Annotated in this window: 22 protein-coding genes; 14 read left to right on the forward strand and 8 right to left on the reverse strand. The window is 51.9% G+C overall.

Annotation, left to right across the window (positions count from 1 at the left end; all coding sequences use genetic code 11):
• From fdxH to fdhE, 3 genes are all read left to right on the forward strand, one after another.
• Nucleotides 1-843: formate dehydrogenase subunit beta (fdxH, locus tag FDW94_RS12270; RefSeq protein ID WP_137377660.1), on the forward strand; the 843-nt coding region annotated here is incomplete at its 5' end.
• The gene (gene fdoI, locus FDW94_RS12275) at nt 840-1,475 is read left to right on the forward strand and encodes a formate dehydrogenase cytochrome b556 subunit (RefSeq protein WP_003028686.1); all 636 of its coding nucleotides are present in this window, start codon (nt 840-842) and stop codon (nt 1,473-1,475) included. The genes fdxH and fdoI, both read left to right, overlap by 4 nt.
• The gene (fdhE, locus tag FDW94_RS12280; RefSeq protein ID WP_003028685.1) at nt 1,472-2,401 is read left to right on the forward strand and encodes a formate dehydrogenase accessory protein FdhE; all 930 of its coding nucleotides are present in this window, start codon (nt 1,472-1,474) and stop codon (nt 2,399-2,401) included. Before fdoI ends, fdhE begins: the two co-directional genes overlap by 4 nt.
• Nucleotides 2,402-2,437: 36 nt before the next feature.
• On the opposite strand, the gene FDW94_RS12285 is transcribed toward fdhE, so the two are convergent.
• Together FDW94_RS12285 and FDW94_RS12290 are read right to left on the reverse strand one after the other, a co-directional pair.
• Nucleotides 2,438-2,812, reverse strand: a complete 375-nt coding sequence (locus FDW94_RS12285; RefSeq protein ID WP_020996118.1) for a type II toxin-antitoxin system VapC family toxin — start codon at nt 2,810-2,812, stop codon at nt 2,438-2,440.
• Nucleotides 2,812-3,054 carry a CopG family transcriptional regulator gene (locus FDW94_RS12290; RefSeq protein ID WP_020996119.1) on the reverse strand — a complete coding sequence of 81 codons (243 nt, stop codon included), beginning with the start codon at nt 3,052-3,054 and terminating at the stop codon, nt 2,812-2,814. Before FDW94_RS12290 ends, FDW94_RS12285 begins: the two co-directional genes overlap by 1 nt.
• Nucleotides 3,055-3,259: 205 nt before the next feature.
• On the opposite strand from FDW94_RS12290, the gene FDW94_RS12295 reads away from it, so the two are divergent.
• The 3 genes from FDW94_RS12295 to FDW94_RS12305 all read left to right on the forward strand — a co-directional run bounded on the left by FDW94_RS12295 (nt 3,260) and on the right by FDW94_RS12305 (nt 5,028).
• Nucleotides 3,260-4,189, forward strand: coding sequence for an alpha/beta hydrolase (locus FDW94_RS12295; RefSeq protein ID WP_137377661.1), 930 nt, complete (start codon nt 3,260-3,262; stop codon nt 4,187-4,189).
• Between the two features lie 84 nt (nt 4,190-4,273).
• A complete protein-coding gene (locus tag FDW94_RS12300) occupies nt 4,274-4,585 on the forward strand; it encodes a type II toxin-antitoxin system HigB family toxin (RefSeq protein WP_048215202.1) in 312 nt (103 codons plus the stop codon).
• Entirely contained in the window at nt 4,582-5,028 is a 447-nt protein-coding gene (locus tag FDW94_RS12305) for a helix-turn-helix domain-containing protein (RefSeq protein ID WP_048215203.1), read from the forward strand. Before FDW94_RS12300 ends, FDW94_RS12305 begins: the two co-directional genes overlap by 4 nt.
• Before the next feature lie 17 nt (nt 5,029-5,045).
• On the opposite strand, the gene fabY is transcribed toward FDW94_RS12305, so the two are convergent.
• The 6 genes from fabY to FDW94_RS12335 form a co-directional block, all read right to left on the reverse strand.
• A complete protein-coding gene (gene fabY / locus FDW94_RS12310; RefSeq protein WP_003825286.1) occupies nt 5,046-5,987 on the reverse strand; it encodes a fatty acid biosynthesis protein FabY in 942 nt (313 codons plus the stop codon).
• Between the two features lie 44 nt (nt 5,988-6,031).
• Nucleotides 6,032-6,469 carry a D-aminoacyl-tRNA deacylase gene (gene dtd / locus FDW94_RS12315; protein ID WP_003825289.1) on the reverse strand — a complete coding sequence of 146 codons (438 nt, stop codon included), beginning with the start codon at nt 6,467-6,469 and terminating at the stop codon, nt 6,032-6,034.
• Nucleotides 6,466-7,338: a virulence factor BrkB family protein gene (locus tag FDW94_RS12320; protein WP_008786998.1), complete on the reverse strand. Its 873-nt coding sequence runs from the start codon at nt 7,336-7,338 to the stop codon at nt 6,466-6,468. Before FDW94_RS12320 ends, dtd begins: the two co-directional genes overlap by 4 nt.
• Nucleotides 7,332-7,931 carry a glucose-1-phosphatase gene (gene yihX, locus FDW94_RS12325; protein WP_137377662.1) on the reverse strand — a complete coding sequence of 200 codons (600 nt, stop codon included), beginning with the start codon at nt 7,929-7,931 and terminating at the stop codon, nt 7,332-7,334. The genes FDW94_RS12320 and yihX overlap by 7 nt, the downstream gene beginning before the upstream one ends.
• Before the next feature lie 105 nt (nt 7,932-8,036).
• On the reverse strand, nt 8,037-8,840 hold the full coding sequence (locus tag FDW94_RS12330; RefSeq protein ID WP_079935076.1) for a DeoR/GlpR family DNA-binding transcription regulator: 804 nt from the start codon (nt 8,838-8,840) through the stop codon (nt 8,037-8,039).
• Nucleotides 8,841-8,873: 33 nt separating this feature from the next.
• A complete protein-coding gene (locus FDW94_RS12335) occupies nt 8,874-9,770 on the reverse strand; it encodes a sugar kinase (RefSeq protein ID WP_137377663.1) in 897 nt (298 codons plus the stop codon).
• Nucleotides 9,771-9,936: 166 nt separating this feature from the next.
• Here FDW94_RS12335 and yihU point away from each other — a divergent pair, with 166 nt between their 5' ends.
• From yihU to ompL, 8 genes are all read left to right on the forward strand, one after another.
• Nucleotides 9,937-10,833 (forward strand): sulfolactaldehyde 3-reductase, encoded by an 897-nt coding sequence (gene yihU / locus FDW94_RS12340; protein ID WP_048227546.1) that lies wholly within the window; start codon nt 9,937-9,939, stop codon nt 10,831-10,833.
• 10 nt (nt 10,834-10,843) lie between these two features.
• A complete protein-coding gene (yihT, locus tag FDW94_RS12345; RefSeq protein ID WP_043018880.1) occupies nt 10,844-11,719 on the forward strand; it encodes a sulfofructosephosphate aldolase in 876 nt (291 codons plus the stop codon).
• Between the two features lie 12 nt (nt 11,720-11,731).
• A complete protein-coding gene (gene yihS, locus FDW94_RS12350) occupies nt 11,732-12,973 on the forward strand; it encodes a sulfoquinovose isomerase (protein WP_137377664.1) in 1,242 nt (413 codons plus the stop codon).
• A gap of 18 nt (nt 12,974-12,991) precedes the next feature.
• Nucleotides 12,992-13,834 carry an aldose-1-epimerase gene (locus FDW94_RS12355; RefSeq protein ID WP_060683036.1) on the forward strand — a complete coding sequence of 281 codons (843 nt, stop codon included), beginning with the start codon at nt 12,992-12,994 and terminating at the stop codon, nt 13,832-13,834.
• A 48-nt stretch (nt 13,835-13,882) separates the two neighbouring features.
• Complete coding sequence (locus FDW94_RS12360; protein ID WP_137377665.1) at nt 13,883-15,919, forward strand: alpha-glucosidase; 2,037 nt, start codon at nt 13,883-13,885, stop codon at nt 15,917-15,919.
• A 45-nt stretch (nt 15,920-15,964) separates the two neighbouring features.
• Nucleotides 15,965-17,347: an MFS transporter gene (locus tag FDW94_RS12365; RefSeq protein ID WP_048227542.1), complete on the forward strand. Its 1,383-nt coding sequence runs from the start codon at nt 15,965-15,967 to the stop codon at nt 17,345-17,347.
• A 46-nt stretch (nt 17,348-17,393) separates the two neighbouring features.
• Nucleotides 17,394-18,815: an MFS transporter gene (locus FDW94_RS12370; protein ID WP_103015349.1), complete on the forward strand. Its 1,422-nt coding sequence runs from the start codon at nt 17,394-17,396 to the stop codon at nt 18,813-18,815.
• Nucleotides 18,816-18,881: 66 nt separating this feature from the next.
• Nucleotides 18,882-19,574, forward strand: coding sequence for a porin OmpL (gene ompL, locus FDW94_RS12375; RefSeq protein ID WP_060683033.1), 693 nt, complete (start codon nt 18,882-18,884; stop codon nt 19,572-19,574).
• Nucleotides 19,575-19,610: the final 36 nt, after the last annotated feature.

A 19,610-nucleotide genomic window follows, 5' to 3' on the forward strand; every position in this document is an offset into this window, starting at 1 on the left:
CCTCAGGCGCGGGACCATCAGGAAGAAGTGGCGAAGCTTATCGACGTCACCACCTGTATCGGCTGTAAAGCGTGTCAGGTGGCGTGTTCTGAATGGAACGACATCCGTGATGAAGTGGGCAACAACGTTGGGGTGTACGACAACCCGGCTGATTTGACCGCCAAATCCTGGACGGTGATGCGCTTCTCGGAAGTGGAACAAAACGACAAACTGGAATGGCTTATCCGCAAGGATGGCTGTATGCACTGCGCCGATCCGGGCTGCCTGAAGGCGTGTCCGGCTGAAGGCGCAATCATTCAGTATGCCAACGGTATTGTCGACTTCCAGTCTGAGCAGTGTATCGGCTGTGGCTACTGCATCGCGGGCTGCCCGTTCGACGTGCCGCGCCTCAATCCGGAAGACAACCGCGTCTACAAATGTACGCTGTGCGTTGACCGTGTTGTGGTCGGGCAAGAACCGGCCTGCGTGAAAACCTGTCCAACCGGCGCCATTCATTTCGGCACCAAAGAGTCGATGAAAACGCTGGCAGGCGAGCGCGTGGCGGAGCTGAAAACGCGTGGTTACGAAAACGCGGGTCTGTACGATCCGGCGGGTGTTGGCGGGACGCACGTGATGTACGTATTGCACCATGCTGACAAGCCAAATCTGTATCACGGCCTGCCGGAGAACCCGGAGATCAGCGCTACCGTTAAGTTCTGGAAAGGCATCTGGAAACCCCTCGCAGCCGTCGGCTTTGCAGCGACATTTGCGGCCAGCATCTTCCACTACGTCGGCGTAGGCCCGAACCGTGCGGAAGAGGAAGAAGACAATCTGCATGAAAAAGACGACGAGGTGCGCAAATGAAACGACGTGACACCATCGTGCGCTACACGGCGCCGGAACGCATCAACCACTGGATCACCGCCTTCTGCTTCATTCTGGCGGCGGTGAGCGGGATGGGCTTTCTCTTCCCGTCTTTTAACTGGCTGATGCACATCATGGGCACTCCACAACTGGCGCGAATTGTGCACCCGTTTGTCGGCGTGATCATGTTTGCCTCGTTTATCATCATGTTTTTCCGTTACTGGCACCACAATCTAATCAATCGGGATGATATCTTTTGGGCGAAGAATATTCGTAAGATTGTCGTCAACGAGGAAGTAGGTGACACGGGACGTTATAACTTCGGCCAGAAATGCGTATTCTGGGCGGCGATTATCTTCCTGGTCCTGTTGCTGGTGAGCGGAGTGGTCATCTGGCGTCCGTATTTTGCGCCTGCTTTCTCAATCCCGGTGATCCGATTCGCGTTAATGCTGCATTCATTTGCCGCAGTAGCGTTAATTGTGGTTATCATGGTGCACATTTACGCCGCCCTTTGGGTGAAAGGCACCATTACCGCGATGGTGGAAGGATGGGTTACCAGTTCATGGGCGAAGAAACATCACCCGCGCTGGTACCGTGAAGTCCGCCAGAAACAGGAAAAGTCATCTGAATGAGTATTCGCATAATCCCGCAAGATGAGCTGGAGAAGAGCGAGAAACGCACGGCGGATATGATTCCGCCGTTATTATTCCCCAGACTCAAAAATTTGTATAACCGCCGCGCTGAGCGCCTGCGCGAGCTGGCCGAGAACAACCCGCTGGGCGACTACCTGCGCTTTGCCGCGCTGATTGCCCACGCGCAGGAAGTGGTGTTGTACGACCATCCGCTGCAGATGGATCTGACCGCTCGCATCAAAGAAGCGAACGATCAGGGCAAACCGCCGCTGGATATCCACGTCCTGCCGCGCGACAAGCACTGGCAAAAACTGCTGCAGTCGTTAATTGCTGAGCTGAAACCAGAAATGAGCGGTCCTGCGCTTGCCGTGATCGAAAATCTGGAAAAAGCCTCAGAACAGGAACTGGAGCTGATGGCCAGCGCGCTGTTTGCCTCTGATTTCGCCTCCGTCAGCAGCGATAAAGCACCGTTTATTTGGGCTGCCCTGTCGCTCTACTGGGCGCAGATGGCAAGCCTGATCCCCGGCAAAGCCCGTGCAGAATACGGCGAACAGCGTCAGTACTGCCCGGTGTGTGGTTCAATGCCGGTCTCCAGCATGGTGCAAATCGGCACCACTCAGGGGCTGCGCTATCTGCACTGCAACCTGTGCGAAACCGAGTGGCACGTGGTACGCGTGAAATGCAGCAACTGCGAGCAAAGCCGTGATTTGAACTACTGGTCGCTGGATAACGAACAGGCGGCAATTAAAGCTGAAAGCTGCGGCGACTGTGGGACTTACCTGAAGATTCTCTATCAGGAAAAGGACCCTAAAGTTGAAGCCGTGGCTGACGATCTCGCTTCACTGATGCTGGACGCGCACATGGAGCAAGAGGGCTTTGCCCGCAGCTCCATCAACCCGTTCCTGTTCCCAGGTGAAGGGGAGTAAGTACTCCGCACCACCGGGCGGCGTAAGTCGCCCGGGTTATAACGTATACGGCGTGACCACGCCTGATATGCCTGCAAAATCCTTGGTATTTCGCGTAACCAGTGTAAGACGATGAATCTGCGCAGTGGCCAAAATAATGGCATCCGGCAATTTCATCCCATGCTCCTGCCTGATACTCACGCTTCGTTCAGCAATATCCTGTGAAACGCCGATCACGTTAAAAGCGCCTAGCGCAACGCGAGTACGGGCTTCCTGATGGTATTTTTTTGCGCCCACCATCACCTCCATCCATGTAATGAGGCTGATTGCATTCTGCGGCGGCCATGTTTCTATCGCTAGTTTTGCTTCATTTCTACCGCTAAACAGATCGATGAGGATGTTGGTATCAAAAAGCGCTGATCCTTTGACCATTACCATTCCTCACGGAGTTTACGCTGGTATTCAACACCATCTTCCTCACAGCCTTGCCACAGCCCAAGAGCGCGTGAAATTGTTGTTTCAGCCTGATCCTGCCTCTCAAGATACTGTTCAACGGCCTCCCGTAAGAGTTCTGCTCGCGGCAGATTGCGCTGAACCTTGAGGTCATCAAGACGTTTAATCACCTCATCTGATAAATCGAGTAAAATTCTGCCCATATCCATCCCAACCATCATACTCACATATACCTCCAGTATATCATCGGCGATTAATTTCCACACAACATACACCTGAGAAAAGCGGGAAAGTAGCCTTCACACGAACGATTTTTACTTTTGCGAGCCACTTTCCAGAATCATAACCACCCCCATTTTTCCCATTTTCATTCTTAGTTATCCAGGTTATAACCCTGTATATCCATACAGATAAGAAGATGTGAAAATGGCACTGGAAAGCGGGATTGCACAGCTGGTTGAAGCATTTATCGTGGCGGGACGCCCTTCTTCGCGCGAGCAGAATATTGATGACCGGAGAGCAGGCTATATCGCCAGCACGGTCCTGGCCGGAGACACTGAAACCCGCGTACAAGTTGAAGATATTGAACTCGATGCCATGATGTTTCGCGTAGTTTCGCCGCGGGGCAGCACGGGAAATCTCCCCTGCGTTATCTATTATCACGGCGGCTGCTTTGTCAGCGGCGGATTTACCACTCATGATAACCAGCTAAGGCAACTCGCCTGGTACAGCGGCTGTCGGGTCATTGCGGTGCAGTATCGCCTCGCACCAGAGCACATCTTCCCGGCAGCACATAACGATGCTGAATCGGGGGCCAATATTATCTGGAAGTATGCCAAGAAACTGGGAGTAGACCGGGACAACATTACGCTGGCTGGCGACAGCGCTGGCGGGCATCTGGCGCTGGTCACCGCACTACGCCTGAAAGCTACCAGGCAATGGCAACCTGCGCAGCTTATGCTGATCTACCCGATGCTGGATGCAACCGCCAGCTTTGCGAGCTATGACCATAATGGACAGGATTACATTATCACCCGCGACACACTGCTGTCGGGCTACGAGATGTATATGCCGCAAACCGATCCATTGCATCCCGAAGTCAGCCCGCTCTGGCGCGAAGACTTCAACGGTTTACCGCCCACGCACATCATTACAGCTGAATTCGACCCACTGCGAGATGAAGGTGAGGCCCTGTATCAACGGTTCCAGGAGCAGGGCGTGGATTGCACCTGCCAACGCTATCTCGGTGTTATCCACGGATTTTTCCAGCTAGCAGGGGTGAGTCAGGCGGCACGAAGCGCAATGCGGGATGTTGCCTGGCGCGCCATAAATTCTACAGCAGTAAGACATGCTTAATTAATATAGTGTTTTCATCTTGTAAACTTAATTGCGTTGCGTTATTTTGTTTACAGGTTGAAAACCTTGTAATGGAACTACACCGTGCATGTTATCAGCCGAAAACCTTTTAACGAGGCAATGCTCATGTATCCAAATCATCAGCTTGCTCTCGCTGATTTACTGAATGTTTTGGAGAAAAAAACATTCATTCAGCCTGAAGAGATGAAGCAGTATATTCCTTCACTGGATAATTTTAAGTACAGAGATAAATGGTGGGTGATTGATGTTTCTGGTAACAGCCTAAGACTCATCTCCTACATAGATTTCAGGTCACATAAGATATTTGTCAAACATATCGTTTCCCATGCCGAATATGACAAACTGACAGCATATTATCGGGGTAATAAAGAATGAGAACGCATCGTCATATGGATGCAGCCAGCGCAAAAAAGATTGTTGATACCTTCAGCGATGCGGTAAAAACCATCCCACTGTTGGGGGAAGACCGAAATGACACTGAGTATCGCAGGGCACTTGCGCTAGTGGAGTATCTGGTCGACCACGACGATCTTGAAAACCCACTATTTGAATTGCTCTGTGCCCGAATCAGTAAATATGAAAAACATGCGCCGGAATTCAAAGCACTCAACCAACACCTGGAGAAAACACCCTCTGGCGTTTCAGTATTGCGTACGCTCATGGACCAATACAGTCTCAAAGCAGCAGACCTTGCCAACGAACTCGGTTCAAAATCGAACGTCAGCAACATCTTAAATGGTCGCAGAGCACTGACTGTAAGCCATATTAAAGCGCTTGCAGAACGCTTTAATCTTCCGGCAGACGCATTCATCGAGTAGAGAAGATACCCTCTGACTTACTCTTCCTCGTTCCCGCCTTCTTCATATGCGCCAAACGGTTTTGCGGGTAGCACAATGTAAGTGCCTTCAAACACCACACCCGGCGTGTCGTCGCCAAATACCCCGACCTGCATCTGAACGCGCGCCTTACGACCTCTTGCCAGACGGTCCAGGTCTCCGCTCAGCGAGCCCAGATCGGCGATAGCGGTAGGTTTCCCGGTGATCGGCCTGCTGTACCGTATATGCGCGTCAGCAAGGATTATCGTCCCGCCCAGATGACGCTCGCGCAGCATCAGCCAGATAAGTCCCCAGCCCGTTAGCGTCGCCAGGGAAAACAAGCTACCGGCAAACAGCGTATGGTGCGGGTTCTGATTGCCCGTCTCGGGCATCGTGGTGATAAATTTCTGCCCGGTATATTGCTGAATGCGCACACCCATTTTCTCACTCAATGGAATATGTTCGTACCAGGCTTGCTGTAGTTGTCCGCACCAGTCCCCGCGATGGAGAATGTCGTCCAGCGTCGCGATGGGTTTAATCATCAAAAAGTGACGCACCGGCGTGGTTTGCGGCGTGGTGATTTCTCCCTGGCTCACAAACCCCAGTTTGGCGAAAAATTCGACCGCATCTTCACGGGCGCTACAGGTTACGCGCTTTACCCCTTCCTGACGCGCCACAGACTCCAGGGTCATCGCCATCAGCGTGCCCAACCCTTTCTCCTGCACGGAGGGGTCAACGGCCATAAAGCGTATGGAGGCTTCGTTATCCGCATTGATGTACAGACGTCCTACTGCGACCAGATTCCCCTCTTCGTCCACCACCATCTGGTGATGCGCCATCGCATCCCAGGCATCCCGTTCGGAGCCTTTAGGCTGGTGCAACGGTTTACGCAGCATCTCCCAGCGAAACTGGTAGTAACGCTCCAATTCTTCTTCTGTTTGCGGTACTCGAAGGTGATACATCGTCGTATTCTCTCTTGTTGTCCGCGGCCACACCGGTAGCTGGTTCATACTTGTAACCAGAACGTCACGGGGCCATCATTAACCAGTGAAACCTGCATATCCGCAGCGAATCGACCGGTTTGCGTATTCATTTCCTGTTGGCGGCAACGCTCAACAAAGTACTCATACAGCGCCTCTGCACGATCGGGCGCAGCCCCTTTTGAAAACCCCGGGCGCATGCCGCGTTCGGTATCTGCCGCCAGCGTGAACTGTGAAACCACCAGCACGCTGCCCCCTGACTGCTGCACGTTAAGGTTCATTTTGCCTTCGGCATCGCTAAAGATTCGATAGCCGAGTACGCGCTCGCACAGGCGGTTCGCTTTCTGTTCGTCATCATCCCTTTCGACACCTAACAGGACCAAAAGTCCTGGGCCAATTTCACCCGTCACCTCGCCCTCCACGGTGACGCTGGCACGGGTTACGCGCTGAATTAATGCAATCATGGTTGCTCTGCTTCTTCTTGTTCTGCGGCTTGTTTAAGTTTGCGGTATTCCCCGAGAGTGACAGTTATTTCCGCGCCTAGCAAGACGATACACCAGGTCCAGTATACCCAGACGAATAAAATGGGGATCACAGCCAGGACACCGTAAATGAGCTGATAAGACGGGAACATCGTGATATAGAGCGCAAATCCTTTCTTTCCGGTTTCGAACAACACAGCGGCCACAAAGGCGCCAATAACCGCATCACGGTTAGGTACACGTGTAGTCGGTACGATGCTGTAAAGCAGCCAGAAAGAGAGCCAGGAGAGCACCAGCGGGAAAATACGCAGGACGTTATCGATCACCGTATTGAGATCGCTGGCCCAGCGCAATGACAACAGATAAGAGCTGATCGCCAGACTAGCCCCCGCCAGCAGCGGCCCCAGCGTTAAAATCATCCAGTAGACGGCGAAAGAGTAAACTTTGGGGCGAGTACGCTTGCTGCGCCAGATAGTATTCAGCGCGTTATCAATGGAATACATCAGTAATAGCGCTGTCACAATCAGCCCGCACGCCCCAACGGCCGTCATTTTGTTCGAGTTGGCAACGAATTGTTCGATATAACGCTGAATGACATCTCCCGTCGCCGGGATAAAGTTTGCGAAAATGAAATGACGTAGCTGGACGCTGACGTCAGAAAACATCGGAAATGCAGCGAAAAGCGCAAAAACTACGGCAATAAGCGGCACTAATGAGAGCAATGAGACATAGGCAAGATTCCCTGCCAGCGTCGTCATGTTGTCCTCATCAATCCGCTGCCATAGTAGCTTCAGCCAGGCCCGAACAGGACGCGTATGGTGCCTGGCTTGTTGCTGAACATTTTTTAGCATAGCAACTTCGCGAAATAGTCCGGAATGGTCATTTTATCGACAACCTGGATGCTGGTAATCCCTAACCGATTAGCCCCTTCAATATTATCGGCGTTGTCGTCGAAAAATACCGCCTCATGCGCAGAAAAACCTTCAGACTGCAGGACATGCTGGTAAATCCGCGCTTCCGGTTTACGCATGCCCAGATCCTGGGAAAGGTAAATATGGTCAGCAGCCTGACGGATTTCGGGGTATTCGTCCGGCCAAAACGTCGTGTGCAGACGGTTAGTATTCGACAAGACGACCACCCGATGCCCCTGCTCACGCAGCTTTTGCATGATGTCGATGACTTCAGGACGCAAGGCAACAAAAACGGCCTGCCAGCCGTGGGAGAACTGCTCATAGCTTAGCGGTAGCGCCATGTCATGACATAGCGCTTCGGCAAAGGCTTCATCCGTTATTTCACCTCGCTCGTGCTGGTGAAAAGCCTCTCCCATGGTGAAACTTTGCTTTAACGAAGCCAGCGGTACACGGCTCAGATCGCTCCAAGTACCTAACACGCGATTGAAGTCGATATCGACAATCACATTACCCAAATCAAAGATATAGAGCATGCCCTTCTCCTTATTCGCCGTGGATGAATAACTGTAGCGGGAAAGGAGAAGTTTGACTATGCGAGAGTGATGGCTACGAACTTATCGAGCCATCATTGGGGAGAATTACACTGCCAGAGCATCATCCTGTGAAGGACTCACTTGCACAATTTCCACTTGCTGTGACTGAAGTAAATTATGCAGTGCCGGGCCTGGGTATTCATCGGTAAATAGCGCGGTCACCTGAGACACGTTACCAATTTCTACCGCGGCAGAAGCCGTGTATTTCGTATGATCCGCAGCCAACAGAATATGCCTTGAATGGGCCATCATCGTCTTCACTACGCTGGCCTCGTTGACATCAAACTCCAGCAGCGCACCATCACTTTCGATCGCGCCAACGCTGGTAACCAGGTAGTCGGCCCGAAAATCAGCCACAAATGCCGAGGCAGAAGGGCCAATGATACCACTGTTATGCGGGCGTAACGTTCCCCCCGGTACCATGACTTCAAAACGCGGGTTGTTATACAGAATGTGCGCCACACGCAGGCTATTGGTGATAATGCGCAAATGATTATGGTTTAACAGCGCGCGTGCCACCTGCTCAACGGTGGTGCCAATGGTAATAAACACCGTTGACCCATCGGGAATGTAATCAGCCACCGCTTCCGCGATGGCTTTTTTCTCTTCCGTCCAGGAGACTTCACGCTGCTCAAACGCCGTATTCACCACGCTGGAAGCTCTGCCCGCGCCACCATGATGACGCGTAATTAATCCCTGCTCGCTGAGTTTACGAATATCACGACGCACGGTTTGCGTGGACACGTCCAGCAGGCTGGCCAGCTCGTCGATATTCATATAACCGCGCTCGCTAATCAGCATAAGCAGTTGATCGTGTCGCGGGTTACCGGTCAGTTCGGTAAGACTCATGAAATTTCCTCGAAAAACCATTGCCCTGGCATTTTATACAAAAAGTGACAGAAAAGATCGGGTTTGATCACAGTCAGGGATTCCGGCCCTTCCTCCCGGGCGAGTGCATTTTAACGCAGCAACCCCACTGGCAAACCTGACGGCCTCTTCTGGAGCATCGCCGCCGGCCAGGCTGAATGCGAGCGCACCGTGGAAAACATCTCCAGCTCCCGTAGTATCCACAACATCGACTTTAAATCCAGATTGATGCTGCAACGTATTATTTTTTATCCAGTCACAGCCTTCACTTCCCCGCGTTACGTAAACATGTCCATTTGTGAGCGTTTTTGCTTGTTTCAGTCCAGCTCCAGAATCATTTATCCCGGTTAAACGCGCCAGACCAGGTTCAGAGAACGCAGCATGATCGCTTAACGCCACCAACTCGCTGATATCTTGTGGTGTTACGTCGCCATCCAGTACCGTCATCACTCCCGCCTGACGCGCCAGCGCGAACGCCTGCCTGGCCCCTTCGTGCCAGCGAACATCCGCCAACACCACATCCCACTGGGAAAAATCGATCTCATTGAGCCAATCAGCATCCGGCAATAAATCCGGGCTGGGATAGTTAACGATAATCCGTTCCCCTTGCACATCAACCATAATTGCCGATTGCGAAGACTTTGCCCCCGCGTAGCGCCGGGTGTAGCGGGTGTTTACCCCCAGGGATTCCAGCTCCGCCAGCAGGCTATTTCCGGTGTCGTCATCGCCCACACGGCCAATAAAGTCCACCTGCGCGCCCAGCCTCGCTGCAGCCACTGCGGCCGTTGCAGCAGGCCCGCCGCCCACTTCCGTATAACGCTTAGCCACATACTTACCTCCTTCGGTCGGTAAACCTTCCACGTAATAGATGCGATCCATCACGGCAATACCTACACAAGCAATACGAATCATGGTCATTCCTTAGGCATTTCAAGATGGGATCATTTTAATTTCACAAAATGTTTAAAAAGTGACGGCTGTCAATTTTTTGACCATAAATTACAAATACGATCAAAAACAGACAAAAACAAACGACCTTAAATGACAAAAAATGACATCCACGTCTCAGGAGAACGTTATGGCAGTTATAGCATTTATCGGATTAGGTCAGATGGGTTCACCCATGGCGAGCAACTTGCTGAAGCAGGGTCATCAACTCAGCGTCTTTGACGTTAACCCGGATGCTGTTCAGCGCCTGGTGGAAAAAGGAGCACAGCCTGCCAGCAACCCGGCTCAGGCAGCAAAAGGGGCCGAATTTGTCATCACCATGCTGCCAAACGGCGATCTGGTGCGTAGCGTACTGTTCGGAGAGCAAGGTATCTGTGAAAGCCTCTCCCCACAGGCATTAGTGATTGATATGTCGACCATTCATCCACTGCAAACCGACAAGCTTATCGCTGATATGCGTGCCAAAGGTTTCGACATGATGGATTGCCCGGTTGGACGCACCTCCGATCACGCTATCGCGGGAACGCTGTTGCTGCTGGCAGGCGGAACGGCACAGCAGGTAGAACGCGCCGCACCGGTTCTGATGGCGATGGGTAATGAATTGATCAATGCAGGGGGTCCCGGCATGGGGATCCGCGTGAAACTCATCAACAACTACATGAGTATCGCACTGAACGCTCTTTCTGCCGAAGCAGCCGTGTTGTGCGAAGCACTTGGCCTCTCCTTTGATGTGGCCTTGCAAGTTATGAGCGGCACCCCCGCCGGGAAAGGCCACTTCACTACCTCCTGGCCGAACAAAGTGCTGAAAGGCGATCTTTCCCCGGCCTTCATGATCGATTTAGCTCACAAGGATCTTGGCATCGCGCTGGACGTTGCCAACCAACTGCATGTGCCGATGCCGCTCGGTGCTGCCTCCCGCGAAGTCTATAACCAGGCGCGTGCCGCTGGCCGTGGCCGTGAAGACTGGACGGCCATTCTTGAACAGGTTCGCGCATCCGCCGGGCTAAATAAACATACAGATAAGTAAGGACTGAACAATGACGAAGTACACCCTGAAAGATATCACCCGAGCTTCTGGCGGATTTGCCATGCTGGCAGTCGATCAGCGCGAAGCCATGCGCTTAATGTTTGCCGCAGCAGGTGCAAAATCCCCGGTCAATGACAGTGTGCTGACCGATTTCAAAGTCAATGCGGCGAAGATCCTGTCCCCCTATGCCTCCGCCATTCTGGTCGATCAGCAGTTCTGCTACCGCCAGGTTGTAGAGCAAAACGCGGTCGCCAAAAGCTGCGCCATGATTGTGGCCGCTGATGAGTTCATTCCGGGTAACGGTATTCCGGTCGATAGTGTGGTGATTGATAAAAAAATCAACCCGCAGGCCGTGAAGCAAGATGGTGCTAAGGCTCTCAAACTGCTGGTGCTATGGCGTAGCGATGAAGATGCCCAACAGCGTCTGGACATGGTGAAAGAATTCAATGAGCTATGCCATTCCAATGGCTTACTGAGCATCATCGAGCCGGTTGTTCGTCCGCCGCGTCGTGGCGATAAGTTTGATCGCGAACAGGCCATTATCGATGCCGCAAAAGAGCTGGGTGATAGCGGAGCCGATCTCTACAAGGTCGAAATGCCGCTGTACGGCAAAGGTACCCAACAAGAACTGCTTAGCGCCTCTCAACGCCTGAATGAGAACATCAACATGCCGTGGGTCATTCTCTCCTCTGGTGTGGATGAAAAACTGTTCCCGCGCGCAGTCAGCGTAGCAATGACCGCAGGCGCATCTGGCTTCCTGGCCGGACGTGCGGTCTGGTCATCGGTTGTTGGCCTGCCAGATACCGAACTGATGCTGCGTGATGTTTCCGCGCCTAAATTACAACGCCTGGGCGATATCGTCGACGAAATGATGGCCCGGCGCTAAGAGGATCTAAGAATGAAATGGTTCAACACCCTAAGCCACAACCGTTGGCTGGAACAAGAAACCGACCGCATCTTTAACTTTGGTAAGAATGCGGCGGTACCCACCGGATTTGGCTGGCTGGGAAACAGTGGTCAGGTCAGAGCAGATATGGGGACACATCTGTGGATCACCGCCCGCATGCTGCACGTCTACTCCGTTGCCGCGTCAATGGGTCGTCCTGGCGCATATCAGCTAGTCGATCACGGCATTAAAGCACTGAACGGTGCGTTACGCGACACTCGCTACGGCGGTTGGTACGCCTGCGTAAATGATGAAGGCGTTATGGACGCCTCCAAACAGGGCTATCAGCATTTCTTCGTTTTGCTTGGTGCGGCAAGTGCGGTCACCACCGGTCATCCGCAGGCCAGACAATTGTTGGATGACGCTATCGACGTGATTGAAAAGTACTTCTGGAGCGAAGAGGAGCAGATGTGCCTGGAATCCTGGGACGAAGCTTTTAGCCAGACGGAAGATTACCGCGGCGGTAACGCCAACATGCACGCGGTCGAGGCTTTCCTGATCGTGTATGACGTTACCCATGACCGTAAATGGCTCGATCGCGCACTGCGAATTGCTTCGGTGATTATTCACGACGTAGCCCGCAGCGGGGAGTATCGCGTTAACGAACACTTCGATTCACAGTGGAACCCAATCCGCGATTACAACAAGGATAACCCAGCTCACCGTTTCCGCGCCTACGGCGGCACGCCGGGACACTGGATCGAATGGGGCCGCCTGATGCTGCATCTGCATGCCGCGCTGGAAGCCCGTTTTGAAACGCCTCCCAAATGGCTGCTGGAAGATGCCAAAGGCTTGTTCCACGCCACCATCCGTGATGCCTGGGCACCGGACGGCGCAGATGGTTTTGTCTATTCGGTGGACTGGGATGGTAAACCCATCGTTCGCGAAAGAGTGCGTTGGCCGATAGTCGAAGCCATGGGTACCGCCTATGCCTTGTATACCCTCACCGGCGACAGCCAATACGAAGCCTGGTACCAGAAGTGGTGGGATTACTGCATCACATATCTGCTGGACTACGAGACCGGTTCATGGTGGCAGGAGCTGGACACCGATAACAAGGTGACTACCAAAGTCTGGGACGGTAAGCAGGACATTTATCACCTACTGCACTGCCTGGTGATCCCGCGTCTACCGCTGGCTCCGGGCCTTGCTCCGGCAGTGGCTGCCGGTCTGCTGGATATCAACGCTAAATAAGTAACAAGGTGAGCAGCCATGCATAACGGTGGAAAAACCATTCATCTTCAAGCCGGAAACTTCCAGGCGAAAATCGTCACGGTTGGTGCTGGACTAGCAGAATTGACGCACCTTGGGCGTCACATTGTGATTCCACATAAGCCGGAAGAGATGCCGCTGGCACATTTAGGAAAAGTGCTGGTTCCCTGGCCAAACCGCGTTGCAGATGGCTGCTATCAACATAACGGCAAGACCTTCCAACTTGCCGTTAACGACCCTGTTTCACATACCGCCATCCATGGATTGCTGGCCTGGCGGGACTGGCAGATTAATCAACTGTCGAACACGGAAGTGTCGTTGACGATTTTTCTTCCGCCCTCTTATGGCTATCCCTTTGCGCTGGTTTCAGAGGTGATTTACCGACTGGAGGCAGACAGCGGATTGCACGTCATTATTCGGACACAGAATGTGGGTGACGAAATTGCACCCTATGGCGCGGGAGCACATCCCTACTTGACCTGCAATCTGCACCCTATCGATGACTGTGAATTAACACTCCCAGCGAGTGAAGAAACATGCGATGAACGGGATTTCACAACGCAGCGACGCATTGCGCAGACCACTATCGATCATACGTTCAGGACCATGCCACCTGACGCTGAGTGGGAAGTCAGGATAACCAGTCCATCGCAAAACATGTCCACTTTTTTACGCAGCCACCAGCCCTGGCTACAGGTGTACACCGGCGAAAAATTAGCACGGCGTGGCCTGGCGGTTGAACCGATGACCTGCCCGCCAGACGCCTTTAACTCCGGAATTAGCCTGATTCATCTCGCGCCCGGAGAAACACATCAAATGCATTTTTTAATCGGCAGTGAATAACAGATTTCCGACAAATTACCGAATTACCCTATTTTTACGGAGACGATAATGAATTCGCTACAACAACGGTCAACCGCCTTAGAACTCACATCATTACCTGATGGATTTGCTTTAACGTACCACCAGCGCCTGATTTTACGTCACAGCACAGAAACCCCCTGTCTGTGGATCGGCACTGGAGTTGCCGACATTGACATGTTTCGCGGCAACTTCAGCATCAAAGACAAGCTCAATGAGAAGATTGCTCTGACCGACGCCACGGTTAGCGAGTCACCTGATGGCTGGCTGGTACATTTCAGCCGCGGTAATACCATCAACGCCACGCTACACATCTCTACCGATGATCAGGGTCGTTTGAAGCTCGACCTCCATAACGAGGAACTCAGCCATAACCGTATCTGGCTGCGTCTGGCGGCCAACCCAGACGATCATATTTACGGCTGCGGCGAACAGTTCTCTTATTTCGACTTACGCGGTAAACCGTTCCCGCTGTGGACCAGCGAACAGGGCGTGGGCCGCAACAAAAACAGCTATGTCACCTGGCAGGCCGACTGCAAAGAAAATGCCGGCGGTGACTATTACTGGACCTTCTTTCCGCAGCCAACCTTCGTCAGCACACAGAAGTACTACTGCCACGTTGATAACAGTTGCTATATGAATTTCGATTTCAGCGCGCCGGAGTATCACGAACTCGCTCTGTGGGAAGACAAAACCACTCTGCGTATTGAGTGCGCCGAAACCTATATCTCTCTGCTGGAAAAACTGACTGCGCTGTTAGGACGCCAACCGGAGCTGCCGGACTGGATCTACGATGGCGTCACGCTCGGTATTCAGGGCGGTACTGAGATTTGCCAGAACAAACTAGACACCATGCGTAACGCAGGCGTGAAAGTAAACGGCATCTGGGCGCAGGATTGGTCCGGGATCCGCATGACCTCCTTTGGCAAGCGCGTGATGTGGAACTGGAAGTGGAACAGCGACAACTATCCGCAGCTGGATAACCGTATTAAGCAGTGGAAAGAAGAAGGTGTACAGTTCCTCTCCTATATCAACCCGTACGTCGCCAGCGATAAAGATCTCTGTGCCGAAGCGGCTGAACGCGGTTATCTGGCGAAAGATGCCTCAGGCGATGACTATCTGGTTGAGTTCGGCGAGTTTTACGGCGGCGTGGTCGATCTGACCAACCCCGAAGCCTACGACTGGTTCAAAGAAGTCATCAAAAAGAACATGATTGAGCTGGGCTGCGGCGGTTGGATGGCCGACTTTGGCGAATATCTGCCAACCGATACGTATCTGCACAACGGCGTCAGCGCTGAAATTATGCATAACGCCTGGCCCGCACTGTGGGCGAAATGCAACTACGAAGCGTTACAGGAGACCGGCAAACTCGGCGAGATCCTGTTCTTTATGCGTGCGGGCTACACCGGCAGCCAGAAGTACTCCACCATGATGTGGGCAGGCGATCAGAACGTTGACTGGAGCCTCGACGACGGTCTGGCTTCCGTCGTTCCTGCGGCGCTGTCGCTGGCGATGACCGGTCACGGTCTGCACCACAGCGATATCGGCGGCTACACCACCCTGTTTGACATGAAACGCAGCAAAGAACTGCTGCTGCGCTGGTGTGACTTCAGCGCCTTCACGCCGATGATGCGCACCCACGAAGGTAACCGCCCTGGCGATAACTGGCAGTTTGATGGTGATGCTGAAACCATCGCCCACTTTGCCCGTATGACCACCGTCTTTACCACCCTGAAACCGTATCTAAAACAGGCTGTCGCGCAAAACAGCGCTACCGGTCTGCCGGTGATGCGCCCGCTGTTCCTGCATTACGAAGACGATGCTCGGACCTATACCCTGAAATATCAATATCTGCTGGGACAAGATTTGCTGGTCGCGCCGGTTCACGAACAGGGCCAGCAAAACTGGACGCTGTATCTGCCAGAGGATAGCTGGGTAAACGTCTGGACTGGGGAAACTTACCAGGGCGGTGAAATTACCGTAGATGCGCCTATTGGCAAGCCTCCGGTGTTTTATCGCGCGAAGAGTGAATGGGCGTCACTGTTTGCCACTTTACGCAACATCTAACACGGCTCGCCCGCGGGGCAACTCGCGGGCAAATGGAGAATAATAATGAGTCAGAATTCCTCTAATCCGGCAACCCTACGCTTGCCGTTCAAAGAAAAACTCGCCTATGGGATGGGTGATTTAGGCTCCAATATCCTGTTGGACATTGGTACCCTCTATTTACTCAAGTTTTATACCGATGTCCTTGGTTTACCAGGAACTTATGGCGGCATCATTTTCCTTATCGCCAAATTTTTTACCGCGTTTACCGATATGGGCACCGGGATTATGCTCGATTCCCGCCGCAAAATCGGCCCGAAAGGGAAATTCCGTCCGTTCGTTCTTTACGCCGCATTTCCAGTTACCTTGCTGGCGATTGCCAATTTTGTCGGTACACCGTTTGAAGTAACCGGTAAAACGGTGATGGCAACGGTGCTGTTTATGCTGTACGGACTGTTCTTCAGCATGATGAACTGCTCCTATGGTGCAATGGTTCCCGCGATTACGAAAAATCCGGACGAGCGCGCTTCACTGGCAGCCTGGCGACAAGGGGGCGCAACCCTGGGTTTGTTGCTATGTACAGTCGGCTTTGTACCGGTAATGAACTTGATCGAAGGCAATTCACAGCTGGGTTATATCTTCGCTGCCACGTTGTTCTCGCTGTTTGGCCTGCTGTTTATGTGGCTGTGCTATGCCGGGGTAAAAGAACGCTACGTGGAAGTGAAACCCGTGGATGCCGCGCAAAAACCGGGATTATTGCAATCCTTCCGCGCCATCGCCGGTAACCGCCCTCTGTTTATTCTGTGCGTTGCCAACCTTTGTACGCTTGGCGCATTTAACGTTAAGTTGGCAATTCAGGTCTATTACACCCAGTACGTACTGAATGACCCAATCCTCCTTTCCTGGATGGGCTTTTTCAGCATGGGCTGTATCTTCATCGGCGTCTTCTTGATGCCAGGAATGGTTAGGCGTTTCGGCAAGAAAAAAGTCTACATTGGCGGTTTGCTAATTTGGGTTGCAGGGGATTTGCTTAACTACTTCTTTGGTGGCGGTTCCGTCAGCTTTGTCGCCTTCTCCTGCCTGGCGTTCTTCGGCTCAGCATTCGTTAACAGCCTGAACTGGGCGCTGGTCTCCGATACGGTGGAATATGGCGAATGGCGAACCGGCGTACGCTCTGAAGGCACGGTATACACCGGTTTCACCTTCTTTCGTAAAGTGTCACAAGCGCTGGCTGGATTCTTCCCCGGCTGGATGCTGACGCAAATCGGCTACGTTCCCAACGTGGTGCAATCAGCAAGTACGGTCGAAGGTTTGCGTCAGTTGATCTTTATTTATCCCTGCGCTTTAGCGGTGATCACCATTGTGGCTATGGGCTGTTTCTACAACCTTAACGAGAAGATGTATGTCCGCATCGTTGAAGAGATAGAAGCGCGTAAACAACCCGTTTGATAATAATAATGAATAGCGCTCTACGGGGCGCTATTGAGGAGCGATTATGTCTTTTCATGATCCGCTAACGCTAAAACTGAGCCTGCGTGAAAAATTCGCCTACGGAGTGGGTGACTTCGGCTCAAATTTGATGCTGTGTATCGGCACACTGTATCTGCTTAAATTTTATACCGATGAACTAGGGATGCCGGCGTATTACGGTGGGATTATCTTTCTGGTGGCGAAGTTCTTCACCGCCTTCACTGATATGTTGACCGGTGTATTGCTGGACTCAAGGCGTAATATTGGCGCAAAAGGTAAATTCAGACCTTTTATTTTATATGCGTCATTTCCTGTCGCTGTCGTTGCCAGCGCGCAGTTTTTAGCGACTGATTTTACGCTAACGGTGAAAACCGGACTGGCAACGGTGTTGTTTATGCTGTTCGGTCTGTTCTATAGCCTGATGAACTGCTCCTACGGCGCGATGGTGCCTGCGATCACTAAAAACCCGCATGAACGCGCTCAGCTCGCCGCCTGGCGTCAGGGCGGCGCTACCGTTGGTCTGTTACTGTGCACCGTTGGCTTTATGCCGATTCAAGCGCTATTTGTCAGTTCATCCTCACTGGGTTATCTGATCGCCGCACTGATCTTTTCAGTCTGCGGGCTGTTCAGCATGTGGTGGTGTTTCAGCGGAGTGAAGGAACGCTACATTGAAATCGTGCCGGATCACCATAAGCCCAGCATTCTCAAATCGTTCTGTGCCATTTTCCGTAACCCTCCCCTGCTGGTGCTGTGTGTCGCCAACTTATGCACGCTGGCGGCATTCAACATCAAGCTGGCAATCCAGGTGTACTACACCCAGTACGTGCTCAATGATATTCATCTGCTGTCGTGGATGGGGTTCTTCAGCATGGGATGCATTCTGGTTGGGGTACTGCTGGTTCCCGCTGCGGTGAAACGCTTCGGTAAAAAGCAGGTTTACCTCGGCGGTCTGGCATTATGGGCTATCGGCGATGTACTGAACTTTTTCTGGGGCAGCACATCATTTTTGTTCGTGACATTCTCCTGTATGGCCTTCTTCGGAACCGCTTTTGTTAACAGCCTGAACTGGGCGCTGGTTCCGGATACGGTCGATTATGGCGAATGGAAAACAGGGATCCGCGCGGAAGGTTCGGTGTATACGGGTTATACCTTTTCGCGCAAAATTTCCGCTGCGCTCGCTGGTTTCCTGCCGGGCATAATGCTGACGCAAATCGGTTATATCCCCAACATAACTCAAAGCGATGCAACTTTGCTCGGCCTGCGTCAGCTTATTTTCCTTTGGCCTTGTGGATTGGCCATTATCGCTGCATTCACGATGGGTTTATTTTATAAGCTCAACGAAACTCGCTTTGCTTTTATTATTGAGGAAATCAGCCAACGGAAGAAAAACAATGCTCTATCGGATCCTGTTACCACTAAAAATAATACCTCTGCTGTAAACGTATAAAAATAATAGCCGCCTATTCCATCTTAATGGATGGCGGCCTCCCTACGCTTAAAAAATGGATTTATTATGAAAAAGTTAACAACAATAATTCTCTTATCTTCGGTTGCTTCTACCTCTGTTTTTGCGGGTGCCTATGTTGAGAACCGCGAGGCATATAATCTGGCGTCAGATCAGATAGAAGTGATGATGCGCGTTGGCTATAACTCCGATATGGGCGCGGGTATCATGCTCACCAACACCTACACCATGCAACGCAAGGATGAGTTAAAACACGGCTATAATGAAATAGAGGGCTGGTATCCGTTATTTAAACCGACAGATAAATTAACTATCCAGCCAGGTGGGTTGATAAATGATAAGAGTACGGGTTCCGGTGGTGCGGCTTATCTGGATGTTAACTATAAATTTACCCCATGGTTTAATCTTACCGTGCGTAACCGATATAACCATAATAACTACAGCTCAACCGATCTAAACGGTGACCAGGACAATAATGATACCTATGAAATAGGCAACTACTGGAATTTTACTATCACCGATAAATTTTCCTATACCTTTGAGCCGCACTATTTTATTCGAGTGAATGACTTCAATAGCAGTAACGGAAAAGATCATCACTGGGAGATTACGAATACCTTCAAGTATCGTATCAATGAACACTGGTTACCCTACCTGGAACTACGCTGGTTAGATCGCAATGTAGAACCTTATCACCGCGAACAAAATCAAATTCGTGTCGGGGCTAAGTATTTCTTCTAATCTTTCCGAAATAAAAAAAGCCGCTGATAATCAGCG

It is taken from the genome of Citrobacter sp. wls757 (genome assembly GCF_005280935.1).
GTDB lineage: Bacteria > Pseudomonadota > Gammaproteobacteria > Enterobacterales > Enterobacteriaceae > Citrobacter > Citrobacter portucalensis.

Bases quoted from the DNA above. Each gene is read 5' to 3' on its own strand.
- FDW94_RS12365 (WP_048227542.1), top strand. From the start codon at position 15,965: ATGAGTCAGAATTCCTCTAATCCGGCAACCCTACGCTTGCCGTTCAAA.
- ompL (WP_060683033.1), top strand. From the start codon at position 18,882: ATGAAAAAGTTAACAACAATAATTCTCTTATCTTCGGTTGCTTCTACC.
- fdhE (WP_003028685.1), top strand. From the start codon at position 1,472: ATGAGTATTCGCATAATCCCGCAAGATGAGCTGGAGAAGAGCGAGAAA.
- dtd (WP_003825289.1), bottom strand. From the start codon at position 6,469: ATGATTGCATTAATTCAGCGCGTAACCCGTGCCAGCGTCACCGTGGAG.
- FDW94_RS12360 (WP_137377665.1), top strand. From the start codon at position 13,883: ATGAATTCGCTACAACAACGGTCAACCGCCTTAGAACTCACATCATTA.
- FDW94_RS12320 (WP_008786998.1), bottom strand. From the start codon at position 7,338: ATGCTAAAAAATGTTCAGCAACAAGCCAGGCACCATACGCGTCCTGTT.
- fabY (WP_003825286.1), bottom strand. From the start codon at position 5,987: ATGTATCACCTTCGAGTACCGCAAACAGAAGAAGAATTGGAGCGTTAC.
- yihS (WP_137377664.1), top strand. From the start codon at position 11,732: ATGAAATGGTTCAACACCCTAAGCCACAACCGTTGGCTGGAACAAGAA.
- fdoI (WP_003028686.1), top strand. From the start codon at position 840: ATGAAACGACGTGACACCATCGTGCGCTACACGGCGCCGGAACGCATC.
- FDW94_RS12330 (WP_079935076.1), bottom strand. From the start codon at position 8,840: ATGAGTCTTACCGAACTGACCGGTAACCCGCGACACGATCAACTGCTT.
- yihT (WP_043018880.1), top strand. From the start codon at position 10,844: ATGACGAAGTACACCCTGAAAGATATCACCCGAGCTTCTGGCGGATTT.
- FDW94_RS12295 (WP_137377661.1), top strand. From the start codon at position 3,260: ATGGCACTGGAAAGCGGGATTGCACAGCTGGTTGAAGCATTTATCGTG.
- FDW94_RS12305 (WP_048215203.1), top strand. From the start codon at position 4,582: ATGAGAACGCATCGTCATATGGATGCAGCCAGCGCAAAAAAGATTGTT.
- yihU (WP_048227546.1), top strand. From the start codon at position 9,937: ATGGCAGTTATAGCATTTATCGGATTAGGTCAGATGGGTTCACCCATG.
- FDW94_RS12285 (WP_020996118.1), bottom strand. From the start codon at position 2,812: ATGGTCAAAGGATCAGCGCTTTTTGATACCAACATCCTCATCGATCTG.
- FDW94_RS12335 (WP_137377663.1), bottom strand. From the start codon at position 9,770: ATGATTCGTATTGCTTGTGTAGGTATTGCCGTGATGGATCGCATCTAT.
- FDW94_RS12355 (WP_060683036.1), top strand. From the start codon at position 12,992: ATGCATAACGGTGGAAAAACCATTCATCTTCAAGCCGGAAACTTCCAG.
- FDW94_RS12370 (WP_103015349.1), top strand. From the start codon at position 17,394: ATGTCTTTTCATGATCCGCTAACGCTAAAACTGAGCCTGCGTGAAAAA.
- yihX (WP_137377662.1), bottom strand. From the start codon at position 7,931: ATGCTCTATATCTTTGATTTGGGTAATGTGATTGTCGATATCGACTTC.
- FDW94_RS12290 (WP_020996119.1), bottom strand. From the start codon at position 3,054: ATGATGGTTGGGATGGATATGGGCAGAATTTTACTCGATTTATCAGAT.